Source organism: Puia sp., assembly GCF_035546395.1.
Taxonomy (GTDB): Bacteria; Bacteroidota; Bacteroidia; order Chitinophagales; family Chitinophagaceae; genus Puia.
The window spans coordinates 146,296-161,797 of record NZ_DASZXR010000015.1 but is presented as its reverse complement, the minus strand read 5'-3'; the positions used below and the strand labels follow the sequence as shown (position 1 = coordinate 161,797).

Genomic DNA, 15,502 nt, shown 5'->3' with positions numbered 1-15,502 from the left:
TTTACCGTATGCCTTTCAAACTGAACGCACCTTTTCCTCCCTCCGGCGACCAGCCGGAAGCCATTCGCCAGCTCACCGATGGCCTCCTTGCGGGAGAACAATATCAAACTTTATTGGGCGTCACAGGTTCCGGAAAAACGTTTACGATCGCCAATGTCATCCAGAACGTGCAGCGTCCCACCCTCGTGCTGACGCATAACAAGACCCTTGTCGCCCAGCTCTACGGCGAGTTCAAACAATTTTTCCCGGACAACGCCGTCGGTTATTTCGTTTCATACTATGACTACTATCAGCCCGAAGCGTATATGCCCGTCAGCAATACGTATATCGAAAAAGACCTGTCGATCAACGAAGAGCTCGAAAAGCTCCGGCTGCAGGCGACGACCCAGCTGCTGAGCGGCCGGCGGGACATTATCGTCGTGGCCTCCGTCAGCTGTATCTATGGTATCGGGAACCCCGCCGAGTTCGAGAACGGCATCATCCGCCTTCAGCAGGGACAGGTGATCTCGCGCCAGGGATTCCTCCATGCCCTGGTCAACTCGCTGTACAAACGCAGCGAGATAGAATTTGCACGCGGAAACTTCCGGGTAAAAGGCGACACCGTGGATATCAACCTGCCCTACGTCGATTATGGCTATCGGATCAGCTTCTTCGGAGACGAGATCGATTCAATCGAAAGCTTTGACATCAGCACGGGCAAGCGCATCGCGCCGATCGGCGATGCCGCGATCTTCCCGGCCAATCTTTATCTCGCGCCAAAGGATATCATTCAGCAGGTGCTCGCGGAGATCCAGGACGAGCTGGCCGAACAGGTGGCCTATTTCAAGAACGTCGGAAAATATATCGAAGCACAACGCCTGAGCGAACGCGTGAACTACGACGTGGAGATGATCCGCGAGCTGGGCTATTGCAATGGCGTGGAGAACTACTCCCGCTTCTTCGACCGGCGCATGCCGGGTACCCGGCCCTTCTGCCTGCTGGACTATTTCCCGAAGGACTTTTTGCTCGTGCTGGATGAGAGTCACCAGACCGTGCCGCAGATCAGCGGGATGTATGGCGGCGACCGCAGCCGTAAGCTGGTGTTGGTAGACTATGGTTTCCGCTTGCCCAGCGCATTGGACAACCGCCCCCTGAATTTTCACGAATTCGAGTCGATGACCGGCCAGACGATCTACGTCTCGGCCACCCCGGGAGACTATGAATTGGAGAAATCGGAAGGGATCGTCGTCGAGCAGGTGGTACGGCCCACGGGCCTGCTGGACCCGCCCATCGAGGTGAGACCGAGCGCCAACCAGATCGACGATCTGCTGGATGAGATCGACAAGCGCGTAAAGAAAGGTGATCGCGTCCTGGTGACCACCCTCACCAAACGCATGGCCGAAGAGATGGATAAGTATCTGCATCGGATCGATATCAAGTCGAAATACATACACAGCGAAGTGGACACGCTCGAACGGGTGGAGATCCTGCGGCAGCTACGGTTGGGCGAGATCGATGTTCTCGTCGGCGTCAACCTGTTGCGGGAAGGGCTCGATCTTCCCGAAGTATCCCTTGTCGCCATCCTCGATGCCGACAAAGAAGGATTTCTCCGAAATGAAAAATCGCTCACGCAGACCGCAGGCCGCGCCGCCCGCAACGTGGACGGGCTGGTGATCTTCTATGCCGATACCATCACGGAGAGTATGCAAAGGACAATGGACGAGACCTTGAGACGCCGGGAAAAACAGATCGCCCATAATGAAAAGCACGGCATCATTCCGCGAACCGTCAAGAAATCCAAGGAGCAGGTCTTTGCGCAAACTTCCGTGCTGGACATCAAGGGATATAACCCCGACGACCCCTATGCATTGGCGCCGGACGAAGAGCTGGTCCCCGCGGTCGCCGAGGACCAGGAGGTGTATCAAACGATTCCGCAGGTGGAAAAGGCGATCGCAAGAACCAAAAAGGAAATGGAAAAGGCGGCCCGTGACCTCGATTTCATGGAGGCCGCAAGACTGCGGGACGAGATGTTCGGGTTGCAGAAGAAGCTGAAAGAAATGAAGGCCTAATTGCCTAATTTCGCTACCATGGAAAATACGGATAAGAGATTATTTCTCCTCGACGCACTGGCGCTCGTGTTTCGCGCCTATTACGCGTTGATCAGCAATCCCCGGCTCACCACCAAGGGCCGCAACACCAACGCGCAATTCGGATTTACAAACGCCCTGATCGACCTTATCAACAATCAAAAGCCGACCCATATGGCCGTCTGCTTCGACACCGAAGCGCCGACGGAAAGGCATACCGATTTCGCAGACTATAAGGCCAACCGGCAGGAGGCTCCCGAAGACCTGCTCGCAGCCCTGCCCGATATCAAAGCCATCATCAAAGGCTTCAACATTCCCTGTGTCGAGCTCGACGGCTATGAAGCCGACGACGTCATCGGTACGCTTAGTAAGCAGGCCGCCGCCGCGGGCTATGACGTATATATGGTCACGCCTGACAAAGACTACGGACAGCTGGTGTCGGAAAAGATCCGCATCTACAAACCCGGCTACCAGGGCGGCGCCGCAGAGATCCTGGGGCCGAAAGAGGTCTGCGCAAAATGGAATATAAAGGACGTCTCGCAGGTGATCGATGTCCTGGGTCTGATGGGCGACGCCGTAGACAATATTCCCGGCATCAAAGGCGTGGGTGAGAAGACCGCGGCCAAGCTGCTGGCGGAATACGGCACAGTGGAGAACGTACTCGCCAACGCCGACGGCATCAAGGGCGCGCTGGGCGAGAAAGTGCGTGCCGGAAAGGAGGCGGCGATCATGAGCAAGAAGCTGGCAACGATAATCACCAACGTGCCCGTCGAATTTCATGAAGGAGATTTCCAGCTCAAGGAATGGAACCGCGAAGCGCTGAATGAAATATTCACGATGCTGGAATTCCGGACCCTGGGCAAGCGCATCCTGGGTGAGACCTTTACTCCGGCTTATGGTGCGCCGGAGGGCGTGCAGACGGACCTGTTTGGAAACGCCGTAAAACCGCCGGCTGCCGGCAAAAAGAAACCGGCCGGACCGGCACCGTCCGCGGAGAAGCTGGAGGAAGCGAGTACCCGGATCGAAGCCGCGGTTGAAAAGGGGGAAGAGGATATCAAGGATGTGGAGGATGGGTTTTTGCCGCCGGCGGGGAAGACGATCCACAATACCGAGCATGTATACACCGCTATTGTCGGTGAAGAAGCCATTTGCGCGCTTATCGAACAGCTGAAGCAGCACAAAGAGATCTGTTTTGACACCGAGACGACGGGCATCGACGCCAATGACGTGGACATCGTCGGCATGAGCTTCGCCGTAAAAGCCGGCGAGGCCTGGTATGTTCCCTGCCCCCCGGATGCCGTTGCGGCGCAGAAGGTGCTATCTCTGTTTTGTCCCTTATTCGACTCACCGGATATTACGTGGATTGGCCAGAATCTGAAATACGATCTGCTGGTGCTGAAGTGGTACGGCATCACATTAAAAGGGCCGGTATTCGATACGATGCTGGCGCACTATGTAATCGAGCCCGAAGGCAAGCGGGGAATGGACCTGCTTAGCGCCCAATACCTCGGCTACGAACCGGTGCACATCGAGGAGCTGATCGGCAAGAAAGGGAAGGGCCAGGGAAATATGCGGGATGTGGAGCTGGAAAAGATCAAGGACTATGCCGCGGAGGATGCCGATATCACGCTGCAACTGAAACATATTTTCCTGCCGCAATTGAGCAAAAAGGAAGTGGAGCGGGTGTTCTATGAAGTGGAGAACCCACTGGTAAAGGTGCTTACCGATATGGAATTCGAAGGGATCCGGGTCGACACCGAATTCCTGATTGAATACAGCAAGGAGCTGGACCGGGAAGCGCGTCAGGCCGAGGAGCGGGTCTATACGCAGGCAGGCGAACGATTCAATCTCGGCTCGCCCAAACAGCTGGGCGAGGTATTATTCGAACGGATGAAGCTGGACCCCAAGGCCAAAAAGACAAAGACCGGTCAGTATGCCACGGGCGAAGACGTTCTGCTGAAGCTGGCAAGCCGCCACCAGATCGTCGACGATATCCTCGCCTACCGCGAGCTCACCAAGCTGAAGTCGACCTATGTCGATGCGCTGCCGACGATGATCAACCGGAAGACAGGTCGTGTCCATACCAGCTATGCGCAGGCGGTTGCGGTGACGGGTCGTCTCAGCAGCAACAATCCAAACCTGCAGAATATCCCGATCCGAACCGAACGGGGCCGGGAGATCCGCAAGGCCTTTATTCCCCGCAATGAAGAGTTCCTGCTGGTATCCGCGGACTATTCGCAGATCGAGCTGCGCATCGTTGCCGCCATCAGCGGGGACCCCAACATGTGCGCGGCCTTCCGGGACGGCAAGGACATCCACACCGCCACCGCGGCCAAAGTATTCGGCGTCGAAGAATCCGCAGTGACAAAAGAGATGCGTTACAAGGCCAAGAGCGTCAACTTCGGGATCATCTACGGCCAGGGCGCCTTTGGGTTGGCCGACAACCTCGGCATCAGTCGCTCGGAAGCCAAGGAGATCATCGACAATTACAAAGCGCAATTCTCAGGGATCCAGAAATACATGGACGACACCATCAATTTCGCCCGGGAGAACGGGTTTGTGCAGACCCTGATGGGCCGGAAACGGTGGTTGAAGGATATCAATTCCGCGAATTTCACCGTCCGTGGCTTCGCCGAACGAAACGCTATCAACAGCCCGATCCAGGGTTCGGCCGCCGATATGATCAAGCTGGCCATGATCCGCATCCACGAGGAGTTTGCCCGCGAAGGGCTGAAGTCCCGGATGCTCCTGCAGGTGCATGACGAACTGGTGTTCGACGCGCATAAAACTGAGCTTGAGATAATTAAACCGATTATCATGCGTTGTATGCAAACTGCCCTTCCCCTGCCCCAGGAGGTTCCGGCGATCGCGGAAATGGGCTCCGGAATCAACTGGCTGGAAGCCCATTAGAGGGCCGGGCGTCCGGCGCCGGCCGACATTAAAAAGTGAGCGCTATTTTTTAACATGTTATTTGTAATCAATAGCAAACTTTGGGGCCTCGCGATAGTCTATATACAAACATCTTTAATATACATAACATATGAGAAGCATTCGTACTATACTCTCCGTACTGCTTGCCGCCGTTGTTCTCACTGGCAGCGCCCGCGCACAGGAGGACGGGCCCCCACCGGCCCAGCAGCAACAACAGCAGGACTGGCCGAGAAGCTTTACTACCGATGACGGTACGGTCATCAAGATCTATGAACCCCAGCCGGAAGCCTTTACGGACAACGTCCTCAAATCCCGCTGGGCCATTTCCGTTACTGCCGCCGGCAAGGATCCCGTCTTCGGTACGTTTTGGTCGGTTGCCAACGTAGAGACCGACAGGGATAACCGCCGGGTCATCATCCAGTCTGTCAAGGTCCCCAATGTCAAGTTCCCCGGTCAGACCGACGAAAACTTTATCAGCAGCCTGAAAACGGCGCTGGAAACGAACCTGCCTTCGGCCGCCGGCGATCTCTCGCTGGATGAGCTGCTCTCAGGGCTGGATATGAACACGGAGCAAAAGAAATTGTCCAAAGACCTGAATACGACGGCGCCCCGGATCATCTACAGCGACAAGCCCGCCCTGCTCGTGATGATCGACGGTCAGCCCAAGCTGCAGCAAAATAAAGACTGGAATCTCGACGTCGTGGTCAACACTCCCTTTACCATCGTCAAGGCCAACAACGGTGGTTTCTACCTCTATGGCGGAAAGCGCTGGTACCAGGCGCAATCGGCTACGGGTCCCTACAGCCCGGCCGGCAGCGTTCCTTCGGAACTGGACCAGGTGAAGAATGCCGTCGACAATGCCAACAGCAGCAATGCGGGTTATATCGACTCCGCATCGGCAGCGCAAGATTCCAGGGTGTCGGACATCATCGTCAGCACATCGCCGGCGGAGCTGATCCAGACCGACGGGAAACCCAATTTCACGGCAATTCCCGGAACAAACCTTTCTTATGCCAGCAACTCCTCCAATGATCTCTTCCAGGACGGCGGCTCGGGCAAGTATTTCGTGCTCATTGCCGGTCGCTGGTATTCCTCCGGTTCGCTGACCGGCGGCTGGCACTATGTCGCCAGCAACTCACTGCCCGCTGACTTCGCGAAGATCCCCGAGGGCAGCCCCAAGGATAACGTACTGGCCAGTGTCGCCGGCACCGATGCCGCCCGCGAGGCCATCATGGATGCACAGGTTCCGCAGACGGCCAAGGTGGACCGGAACTCGGCCAGCACCTCGGTCAACTATAACGGAGAACCGCAGTTCTCCCCTTTACAGGGAACGGACATGCAATACGGGACAAACACTTCCTCTTCCGTCATCCTCGATCATGGCATCTACTACACCGTGGACAACGGCGTATGGTTCCAGGCTCCCAGTCCGAACGGACCCTGGACGGTGGCCACTGAACGTCCTGACGAAGTGGATCGCATCCCGCCTTCTTCTCCCTTGTATAACACGAAGTATGTCTATATCTACGACGTCACTCCCGACTACGTATATATGGGCTATACCCCCGGTTACCTCAACACCTATATCTACGGACCTACGGTAGTCTATGGTACCGGCTTCTACTATGATCCCTGGTACAACGGGTTCTACTACCCGCGGCCCTGGACCTGGGGTTTCAACGTATGCTATAACCCCTGGGCCGGCTGGACCCTTGGTTATGGCTACGGATTTGGCTGGTTCCACTTCGGTCTCGGCTTCCACGGTGGCTGGGGCGGTTGGGCCGGCGGCGGCTGGTGGGGTCCCCACGTCTATCGCCCGGTCTACGCCTGGAACCGGTATAGGAGCCATGGTTTCTATGGCTCGAATTTCTATCGCAACCGGAATGTTTACGTCAACAACTATCACACGAACATCTACGCCGGCCGCGGCGGGGTGGTCACCCGGGATAACCATACGTTCTACAACCGGTCCACGATCGGCAGGGGCGCGACGTTCAGCAGGCCTGGCGCACCGGCTGCGGGAAGACCCGGGGCATTCAACAACGGATTCAACAACGGCGGCAGACCGGCAGGCCCGCAAGGCGGAAGACCCGGAGGCTTTGCAAGACCGGGAGCTTCCAATAATGTCTTCTCCGATCGCAGTGGTAATGTCTACCAGCGCAACCCCACCACGAATCAGTGGCAGCAGCGCAGCAACAACTCATGGCAGCCGGTTCGTAACAATCCCGGCGTCCAGCAGAATCTCAACCGGCAGCAGCAGATGCGCGACCGTGGCTTCACGCGGCAGCAGAACTTCCAGCAATCCCGTGGTTTCGGCGGCGGGGGTGGATTCAGCCGGCCAAGCGGCGGCGGCTTCAGCCGGCCCTCGGGTGGAGGCGGCGGTTCGCGGCCTTCCGGCGGAGGCGGTAGCAGCCGGCCGGGACGACACTAAATAAACTAAATTTGCGGGGGCTTAAGCCCCCGCAAATTTTTTATGCCCAATGACTATCTACTATTGTTATGATGCGTATTGCGGTTGGTGCTACGGGTTTAGCCCCGTGATCCGGCGCATCTATGAAGAATATCGCGACAGACTGGCCTTCGAAGTGCTCTCGGGAGGCATGATCCTGCCGGAAAAACCACGGCACATTGGAATCATGGCGGACTATATCCGATCCGCGTATCCCGTCGTCGAAGAACGTACGGGTGTGCGCTTTGGCCAGGACTGGGTCTGGCATATCAACAACCCGGATGAAAGCGATTGGTATCCCAGCTCCGAGAAGCCGGCCATCGCCCTTTGCGTCTTCAAAGACTATTATCCCGACCAGCCCGTGCTCTTTGCCGGCGAGCTGCAATACGCCCTGCATTACGAAGGCCGGGATCTCACCGACGACGAAGCCTACCGGCACCTGACGGAAAAATACCGCATCCCCGAAAAGGAATTCTATGGAAAGCTCCATCACCCCGCTTATAAAGAAAAAGCGTATGATGAATTTGCCCTGGTACGGCAATTGAAGGTGAATGGTTTCCCCACCGTATTTCTACAGGTCAGCGACTCGAAATTCTACCTGCTGACCCGGGGGTATGCGGACTATGAAACGATGCGGAACGGGATCGAACAAGCCATGGGCCAGGCCGCTTCCAGCGGCTTCTGACACGGCTTTGCAGCGAAAAAAATTGTCTGCAAATGAGCCGTAAATAGTAACTTGCAGGTCCTTCGAAAAATAGAATATGGAATATAACAAGATCATTGCAGTTACCGGGATGCCGGGTTTGTACGAATTGCTTAGCAGCAAGTCCGATGGCGCCATCGTCCGTTCGCTGGACGATAAAAGCACAAGGTTTGTCGCCAGCCGCAGTCATAATTTTTCGCATCTGGAGAGTATCGAAGTCTATACCGTCCGGGACAATGTCAACCTGGTCGATGTGCTGAAGGCCATGGAAGCCAGCTCCGAGAAGCTGCCCGATGAAAAGGACAATGCGTCCCTCAAGGCCTATTTCACGAAGGTATATCCCGATCTGGATTTTAGCCGCGTCTACAGCAGCGACCTGAAGAAGATGGTCAAGTGGTTCGCCGTACTGAAATCGAACAATATAGAGATCAAGCTGACCGAGCCGGAGGAAGAAGCGACCGAAGAGGCCGCACCGGCCGAAGTAGCGGCGCCGGAAGAAAAACCGGCACCTGCAAAAAAAGCGACAAAGGCTGCAAAAGAATCGCAACCTGTGAAAGAAAAGAAAGAGGAGCCTGCCGAAGAAAAGCCAAAAGCAAAGAAGGCGGCGCCGAAGAAAAAAGCCGAGGCCGTCGCCAAAGAGAAAGGAGAAGAGGAGGAGAAGCCAAAAAAGACAGCAGCCAAAAAGAAAAAGTAATTCAAAATGCTTACCGCAAATCTTGAGAAACCGCAGCGGCACTTCCTGCCCGCGGACTATGTGTTGACCGACTGGACAAGCCTGGAGCCCTATTTCCAGGACCTCGTAGACAGACCGCTCGATACACGCGCACAGCTGGAGAAATGGCTGATCGACATGAGCGAGTTGGAAGCCGTCGTCAGCGAGGACGCCTGCTGGCGGCAGATCCGGATGACCTGCGATACCGAGAACAAATCGCTTGAAGAAGCCTTCAATTATTTCTGCCTCGAGATCCAGCCGAAGATCCAGCCCTTTGCCGACCGCCTCAACCGGCGGCTCGTGGAAAACCCGCATACGCAGGAGCTGGATCAAAAGGAATATTTTACCTATCTCCGGGGCGTTCAAAAGCGCATTGAGCTGTTCCGGGATGAGAATATCCCCCTGTATGCGGAGTCCAGCGTGCTCGGCCAGCAGTATGGCGTCATTTCCGGCAAAATGACCGTCGAGGTTAACGGCCAGGAATATACGCTTCAGCAGGCCTCGAAATTCCTGGAAAACCCCGACCGCACGCTTCGCGAAAGCGTTTACAGGAAGATGCAGGACCGCCGGCTGCAGGATAAGGACGCTTTGAATGACCTGTATACCAAATTGATAGCCATCCGCGACAAAATGGGCAAAAATGCCGGCTTCCCCAATTTCCGGGATTTCAAATTCCAGGAGCTGGGGCGCTTCGACTATACCAAAGAAGACTGCTTCCGCTTCCATGAAGCAGTGAAGGAATATGTCGTTCCGCTGGTCAGCCGGATCAATGAGAAGAAGCGCAAAAAGCTCGGATTGGATACCCTGCGCCCCTGGGACGGGGAAGCCGAGCCCGAAGGAACCGAACCACTCCGCCCCTTTACCAACGGCAAAGACCTGCTGACGAAGACGACAGCGTGCTTCGACCAGCTAAATCCTTTTTTCGGGGATTGTCTGCGGACTATGCAGGAGATGGGCCGGTTTGACCTGGAAAGCCGGAAAGGCAAGGCGCCAGGCGGCTACAATTGTCCGTTAGCAGAGACCGGGGCCCCCTTTATTTTTATGAACGCCTCGGGCCAGATGGGCGACCTGACGACGATGGTCCACGAAGGCGGCCATGCCATCCATTCCTTCCTCTCCCATCCGCTAAAACTCAGCGCCTTCAAGGAATACCCGATGGAGATCGCCGAGGTGGCCAGCATGTCGATGGAGTTGTTTAGCATGGATCATTGGGAATTATTCTTTACAGATAAAAACGATTTAGCACGGGCCAGGGAACACCAGCTGGAGCGTGTGATCTCGATCTTCCCTTGGATCGCAACTATTGATAAATTTCAACATTGGGTGTACGAGAATCCCAACCATACGCTTGAGGAAAGAAAGGCGAACTGGATGCGTATTCTGGATGAGTTCTCTTCCAAATCGGTGGACTGGACCGGATTGGAACACTACCGCGAATATGGCTGGCAGAAACAACTCCACCTGTTCGAAGTGCCATTCTATTACATCGAATACGGCATTGCACAGCTCGGCGCCATCGGGCTTTGGATGCAGTATAAGAATAACAAAGAGAAGGCATTAAGTAATTATGTAAATGCCCTTAGCCTCGGGGGAACGCGCACTCTTCCGGAACTATACGCTGCCGCGGGTCTGAAATTCGATTTCTCGAAAGACCACATTAAACGCCTCATGGCTTTTGTAAGCGAAGAAATGGAAGCGATAGAATCGCAGAATTTGCAAGAAGCACGTAACTAATAAAAGCGCGAAAAAAAAATTAAAAAAATACCCGGAAAGTAGTACTTAGTTCGCTTGTTCGTATGCTTTTTTCCGGCTATATTTGCAAGTACCGATTCGAAAAATGTAATAGTCTACATAAAGAAGCTACTAATCAGAGCCTTAACCAAAAGTCCCGGTGTTTCTACATCGGGGCTTTCTCTTTCAGGAATTATTTGTTACAACTCTTACACACACCGCTGACCAGCATCTCCACCTGTTCGCTGAGATATCCGCGCGGTAGCTTTATCTCCGGCACCGCCACATCCTCAAGACAAACCGTATTGCCGCAGCTGTTACAGATGAAATGCACATGATCGTCGCGGTGATGTCCACCCGAGCAATCATCCTTGCATAACGCATACCGTATGGAATTGTCCGCGGTCGGAATGCTGTGGATCACTCCCTTTTCAAGGAAGGTTTGTAGGGTACGATATACCGTTACCCGGTCGAACTTCTCGCCGGCCTTCTTTTCGATATCGCTGTGCGATAACGCGCCATCCCCCTGAAGGAAGAGCTCCAGGATCTTCCGCCGGCCACCGGTGATGCTCAAGTGATTTTTCTTCAGGATCTCTTCAACTTTCTTTTCCGTTTCCATATGTTGGTCAACCGGGGTTATTGTTAAATAAGCCATTTGCAAAACGCGGAGCCTCCGTCTTTTCCTTCAGCAGGATGCGGATGTCCTTTTCCATGTCGGCCAGCTCGTCTTTCTTCAGTCCATCATAGATCTTCCTCACCCTTCCCCCCTTGTCGACCAACGCCAGGAACTGGGTGTGCAGGAACTGCTCATTGATATTTGTCGCATTGTTCTTCGGGTCGTCCAACAGATAGCCCGAGCGGGCGAGGTGATAAAGACTATCCTTGCGGCCCGTCAGGAAGAACCATTTTTTCGGATCTGCCCCCAACGAATCTGCATAGACCTTCATTCGCGCCACGCTGTCCGTCTCCGGATCGACCGTGTAGGAAAGGATGCGGAAATTGGACTCCCCGGCGAAGTCGCGGGCGATATCCTTCATATTCGTGTTCAGCTTCGGACAAATACCACGGCAGGTGGTAAAGAAATATTCGGCGACGTAGACCTTACCGGCAAGATCCTTTTCAGTCACAGGCTTGCCCTCCTGATCATTAAAGGAAAATGAGGGTACATTGCTCAATACGGGCAGGACCGGCTCCCCGAAGCCCGGGATGATCTGTCCCAGCGCAAAATAAAAACCGACGAACAGGAGTATAAAGAACCCGACGATGAAGAGGACTTTCTTCTTTTTCATGATGCGACAAAGTTAACATTGTTCTCGCAAAATTATTTGCAACATTGTTGCAAGAGTGCTAATTTTGGCGATATGTTCTCAAAGATCAATTGGGATGCGCTCGGGGTTACAACCTCGGTTCTTTGCGCGATCCACTGCGCGATCCTCCCGCTGGCCATGGCCAGCCTTCCCTTATTCGGGGTGAATATCATTCACAACGCAGTTTTTGAATACGGTATGATCGCCCTGGCCCTTGCCATCGGCACGCGCGCGCTCTGGCATGGTTTCCGCCGGCATCACCGGCGGCCGATCCCTTTATTGCTTTTTGGCGCGGGGATGATCCTTTTGATAGCCAAACAGATATGGCATAGCTACGAATTGGCGATCCTCCCCTTCGCGGTCCTGGCAATCGTCGCCGCCCATCTCCAGAATTACCGCCTAAGCCGCCGCCCATTATTTCCCAATCTCACTAGCGGGCAGTCCTGAGGATTTAGTAACTTTGCCCTCAGAAATCGCCGCAGGCGATTTGGCCGAAGGCCCATCATCCGCGGAATGCGGGATGGGCGATTCTCAATTGCCGGGCATCCCGGCATTCAAAAAATCGCGTTTTTATGATAAAAACAGGCAACCCGGTGATCAGCATCTATACCGAAATGACCCCGAATCCGGAAACGATGAAGTTCGTGGCCAACAAGCTTTTGTACCCCGGCAAGATCATCGATTTCCCGGACGTCGAATCCGCCAAACCCTCTCCCCTGGCGATCGAGCTGTTTGGGTTCCCCTTTATCAAAAGCGTTTTTATCGCCAGCAACTTTGTCACCCTGACGAAGACCGCCGATACCGACTGGGACGATGTCATCCCCGCCATCCGCCAGTTCCTGAAAGAATACCTCGAAGAAGGAAAGCCCGTCATCAACGAAGAGGAGGTTGTCGTCACAAAATCCGAAGGCAACACCATCGACGCCGATGACGACGATGTCGTAAAACGGATCAAAGAGCTGCTCGAGAACTATGTAAAGCCCGCCGTGGAAATGGACGGTGGCGCCATCCAGTTCAAGAGCTACAATGAAGGCGTCGTCAACCTCATGCTGCAGGGTTCCTGCTCGGGTTGCCCCTCCTCCATGATCACGCTGAAGGCCGGCATCGAAAGCATGATGAAGCGGATGATCCCCGAGGTAAAGGAGGTCGTCGCCGAAGCGGAATAATGCCGCCCCCCCTTAAAAAGATCGTCATTATTGGCCCGGAATCCACCGGAAAGTCCTCTCTGTGCGAAGCACTCGCCCGCCATTATCAAACAGGCTACGTACCCGAATATGCGCGGGAATATCTCTTACAAAAAGGCACCCGGTATAAACCCGAAGACCTGACGGCCATTGCCCGGGGTCAGCTGGCCCTTGAAGATCGCCAGACCGCCGCGGCCAACGCGGCCGGCCACCAATACCTCTTTATCGACACCGATATGTACGTGATGAAGGTCTGGAGTGAGTTTGTTTTCGGCCACTGCGATCCCTGGATCCTCGACCAGATCGCTCAGCGGCATTATGACGGCTATCTCCTCTGCCGGACAGACCTGCCCTGGACAAGCGATCCCTTACGCGAATATCCCGATCTAGAATCCCGCGACCGGTTGTTTCACATCTACCGGGACTGCCTTATCAATCAATCGACCCCCTGGATAGAGATCGGCGGTGAAGGTGAGGCCCGCGTGGCCGCCGGAATTACCGCGGTCGGGCGATTATTGCAATAACTTCTGGATATCGGGATCATTCTGGAGCACGCCCATCTGACCGACGATCCACGCACTGCGGCCGGCGACATGACTGGACAGCGGCTTGACTGTATACACTTTCGGATTGGGCAGCGAGGCGGCAATGCGGGCCGCCTCGATCCGGGTCAGGTTACGGGCAGACTTATTGTAGTCGGTATGGGCCGCCGCTTCGATCCCATATACGCCCTTCCCCATTTCGCTGATGTTGAGATAGAGTTCGAGGATGCGCTTCTTCCCCCACATCCATTCGATCATAAAGGTAAAATAGGCTTCCATCGCCTTGCGAAACCAGCTCCTTCCCTGCCAGAGGAAGACGTTCTTGGCCACCTGCTGGCTGATCGTGCTGGCGCCATGCAACGACTTGCTCTTCTGGTTATGCTTCATTGCTTTTTCGATGGATTTGAAATCAAAACCGTCATGATCGGGAAAAAGCTGGTCCTCGGAACAGATAACCGCCAGCTTTGCATAAGGCGAGATGTCCTTCATCGACACGTAGGTCCTTTTCAACCCCTCGCCCCTGAACAGGCTACCAAGCTGTGTCAGCGTGATCGGCGGATCGACCCACTTCAGTAACAGCAGATAAAAAAGGTGGAAAATGAAAAGGAAGAGAACAACGCGCTTAAAGATTCTCCATGCGCGGGGGATCAATCCTTTTGTGTTGATGGCCATGCTGCAATATACCCTAGCGCCGCCCTATCTGCAAATATTGCAGCTTGTATCTCCCGCCGAGCCGGTAATATTTCTTGACGCTGGCGATCAAATACACGCCGGTGGCAATAAGCGCCCCGCCCACAATATACCCGGATGTCGTATACCATTCCTTCGCCTTATCGCCGCGCCGGGCGCCATTAAATGCGCCGATCGCGAACAGCCCCGCTCCCGCCGCGGTCAGCAGGATGCCGGTGCCGCGATTGCTATACCCGGTCCATTTGTTAAGCCCGTTCCTATCCCGTTTGATCGCGTCGATCTCTTTATAACTAAATGCCTGTCCATTGATGTAAACGGTATCCCGGCGAAGATCGCTGATGTCGCCGGTGAACCATTGTCCATATACGGTTTCAAAGCTGATGTTATCGCCCACCGTGAACGCCCGGACATGCATGCCGCGCCTGGTAAGTACCAGCACATCGTTTTGCGCCCGGCTCAGGAAGGGAATTGTACAGAGAAGGAGTATTACGATCTTGCGCATAACGGTAAACATACAAAGACCATTTGCAAGTGATATGTTAATGCGTACTTATCCGATGCAGAAACAGAACATCGTAAGCCAGCGCAACACCAAAGATAACCAACAAGGCTCCGGCGATCTTATTGATGATGGAGAGCATTTTTACCGTCAGCCGGCTCCGCAACTTATCCGCCATCATCACCTTCAACACATCCGCACCCATATTGACAAACAGACAAACGGAAAAAACCAAAATGCGCTCATTCAGGGTAAACCGGGCAGCCATCAGCGTCGTATTCCCCAACCAGAAGAAAATGACGCCGGGATTCAGGGTATTGATGATAAAGCCCGAGGCAAAGATCCGGGCCATATCCCGTTTTCGGAAACGCGCCTGTGGCCCGTCCGCCTCCTTGGCAAGCGTCACCTTTTTGAAGAAGGCAAAGTACAGGCCCATGAGGATAAGAAAACTGCCGCCCAGCGCGCCTACCACTTTCTTGTGTTCATCGAGGGAGGAAACGACCGCCGTGAGGGTGTTGCTAAGGACCACGAGGAGGATATCGCTGATCCATACCCCCGCGACAAAGCTGAAACCGCCCTTATGGCCGTTGTCGAGGCTTTGCTTGATAATGGTAAAAATGATCGGCCCTACCGATAAGGCAAGTGCGAACCCCAGGGTTAGTCCTGTTAAAACGGCCTTCAGCATGTT

Annotated in this window: 14 protein-coding genes; 9 read left to right on the top strand and 5 right to left on the bottom strand. The window is 54.5% G+C overall.

The annotated features are described in order from the left end of the window. Positions 1–8 precede the first annotated feature (8 nt). The 6 genes from uvrB to VHE34_RS18600 all read left to right on the top strand — a co-directional run bounded on the left by uvrB (position 9) and on the right by VHE34_RS18600 (position 10,595). The gene (uvrB, locus tag VHE34_RS18625) at positions 9–2,048 is read left to right on the top strand and encodes an excinuclease ABC subunit UvrB (RefSeq protein WP_325590370.1); all 2,040 of its coding nucleotides are present in this window, start codon (positions 9–11) and stop codon (positions 2,046–2,048) included. A gap of 18 nt (positions 2,049–2,066) precedes the next feature. Then, positions 2,067–4,976: a DNA polymerase I gene (polA, locus tag VHE34_RS18620; protein ID WP_325590369.1), complete on the top strand. Its 2,910-nt coding sequence runs from the start codon at positions 2,067–2,069 to the stop codon at positions 4,974–4,976. A gap of 130 nt (positions 4,977–5,106) precedes the next feature. Next, positions 5,107–7,428 (top strand): hypothetical protein, encoded by a 2,322-nt coding sequence (locus VHE34_RS18615; protein WP_325590368.1) that lies wholly within the window; start codon positions 5,107–5,109, stop codon positions 7,426–7,428. A 49-nt stretch (positions 7,429–7,477) separates the two neighbouring features. Continuing rightward, entirely contained in the window at positions 7,478–8,131 is a 654-nt protein-coding gene (locus VHE34_RS18610) for a DsbA family protein (protein WP_325590367.1), read from the top strand. 76 nt (positions 8,132–8,207) lie between these two features. Continuing rightward, positions 8,208–8,843, top strand: coding sequence for a DUF5606 domain-containing protein (locus VHE34_RS18605; protein ID WP_325590366.1), 636 nt, complete (start codon positions 8,208–8,210; stop codon positions 8,841–8,843). A 6-nt stretch (positions 8,844–8,849) separates the two neighbouring features. Beyond that, positions 8,850–10,595 (top strand): M3 family oligoendopeptidase, encoded by a 1,746-nt coding sequence (locus tag VHE34_RS18600; RefSeq protein ID WP_325590365.1) that lies wholly within the window; start codon positions 8,850–8,852, stop codon positions 10,593–10,595. A 190-nt stretch (positions 10,596–10,785) separates the two neighbouring features. Here the strand turns inward: VHE34_RS18600 and VHE34_RS18595 are convergent, their stop codons facing one another. Next, a complete protein-coding gene (locus tag VHE34_RS18595; protein ID WP_325590364.1) occupies positions 10,786–11,211 on the bottom strand; it encodes a Fur family transcriptional regulator in 426 nt (141 codons plus the stop codon). Positions 11,212–11,218: 7 nt separating this feature from the next. After that, positions 11,219–11,881, bottom strand: a complete 663-nt coding sequence (locus VHE34_RS18590) for an SCO family protein (protein WP_325590363.1) — start codon at positions 11,879–11,881, stop codon at positions 11,219–11,221. Positions 11,882–11,953: 72 nt separating this feature from the next. On the opposite strand from VHE34_RS18590, the gene VHE34_RS18585 reads away from it, so the two are divergent. From VHE34_RS18585 to VHE34_RS18575, 3 genes are all read left to right on the top strand, one after another. Next, positions 11,954–12,346, top strand: a complete 393-nt coding sequence (locus VHE34_RS18585) for a MerC domain-containing protein (protein ID WP_325590362.1) — start codon at positions 11,954–11,956, stop codon at positions 12,344–12,346. 125 nt (positions 12,347–12,471) lie between these two features. Further along, on the top strand, positions 12,472–13,065 hold the full coding sequence (locus VHE34_RS18580) for a NifU family protein (RefSeq protein WP_325590361.1): 594 nt from the start codon (positions 12,472–12,474) through the stop codon (positions 13,063–13,065). Next, a complete protein-coding gene (locus VHE34_RS18575) occupies positions 13,065–13,607 on the top strand; it encodes an ATP-binding protein (RefSeq protein WP_325590360.1) in 543 nt (180 codons plus the stop codon). The genes VHE34_RS18580 and VHE34_RS18575 overlap by 1 nt, the downstream gene beginning before the upstream one ends. On the opposite strand, the gene mtgA is transcribed toward VHE34_RS18575, so the two are convergent. The 3 genes from mtgA to VHE34_RS18560 are packed head-to-tail and all read right to left on the bottom strand — an operon-like array spanning position 13,596 to position 15,499. After that, positions 13,596–14,297: a monofunctional biosynthetic peptidoglycan transglycosylase gene (mtgA, locus tag VHE34_RS18570; RefSeq protein WP_325590359.1), complete on the bottom strand. Its 702-nt coding sequence runs from the start codon at positions 14,295–14,297 to the stop codon at positions 13,596–13,598. The genes VHE34_RS18575 and mtgA overlap by 12 nt on opposite strands. A gap of 13 nt (positions 14,298–14,310) precedes the next feature. Then, positions 14,311–14,817, bottom strand: coding sequence for a hypothetical protein (locus VHE34_RS18565; RefSeq protein WP_325590358.1), 507 nt, complete (start codon positions 14,815–14,817; stop codon positions 14,311–14,313). Between the two features lie 37 nt (positions 14,818–14,854). After that, positions 14,855–15,499 carry a LysE family translocator gene (locus VHE34_RS18560; protein WP_325590357.1) on the bottom strand — a complete coding sequence of 215 codons (645 nt, stop codon included), beginning with the start codon at positions 15,497–15,499 and terminating at the stop codon, positions 14,855–14,857. Between the last annotated feature and the right edge of the window lie 3 nt (positions 15,500–15,502).

Coding starts and splice junctions, on each gene's coding strand:
- uvrB (WP_325590370.1), top strand. CDS start 9: ATGCCTTTCAAACTGAACGCACCTTTTCCTCCCTCCGGCGACCAGCCG.
- polA (WP_325590369.1), top strand. CDS start 2,067: ATGGAAAATACGGATAAGAGATTATTTCTCCTCGACGCACTGGCGCTC.
- VHE34_RS18615 (WP_325590368.1), top strand. CDS start 5,107: ATGAGAAGCATTCGTACTATACTCTCCGTACTGCTTGCCGCCGTTGTT.
- VHE34_RS18610 (WP_325590367.1), top strand. CDS start 7,478: ATGACTATCTACTATTGTTATGATGCGTATTGCGGTTGGTGCTACGGG.
- VHE34_RS18605 (WP_325590366.1), top strand. CDS start 8,208: ATGGAATATAACAAGATCATTGCAGTTACCGGGATGCCGGGTTTGTAC.
- VHE34_RS18600 (WP_325590365.1), top strand. CDS start 8,850: ATGCTTACCGCAAATCTTGAGAAACCGCAGCGGCACTTCCTGCCCGCG.
- VHE34_RS18595 (WP_325590364.1), bottom strand. CDS start 11,211: ATGGAAACGGAAAAGAAAGTTGAAGAGATCCTGAAGAAAAATCACTTG.
- VHE34_RS18590 (WP_325590363.1), bottom strand. CDS start 11,881: ATGAAAAAGAAGAAAGTCCTCTTCATCGTCGGGTTCTTTATACTCCTG.
- VHE34_RS18585 (WP_325590362.1), top strand. CDS start 11,954: ATGTTCTCAAAGATCAATTGGGATGCGCTCGGGGTTACAACCTCGGTT.
- VHE34_RS18580 (WP_325590361.1), top strand. CDS start 12,472: ATGATAAAAACAGGCAACCCGGTGATCAGCATCTATACCGAAATGACC.
- VHE34_RS18575 (WP_325590360.1), top strand. CDS start 13,065: ATGCCGCCCCCCCTTAAAAAGATCGTCATTATTGGCCCGGAATCCACC.
- mtgA (WP_325590359.1), bottom strand. CDS start 14,297: ATGGCCATCAACACAAAAGGATTGATCCCCCGCGCATGGAGAATCTTT.
- VHE34_RS18565 (WP_325590358.1), bottom strand. CDS start 14,817: ATGCGCAAGATCGTAATACTCCTTCTCTGTACAATTCCCTTCCTGAGC.
- VHE34_RS18560 (WP_325590357.1), bottom strand. CDS start 15,499: ATGCTGAAGGCCGTTTTAACAGGACTAACCCTGGGGTTCGCACTTGCC.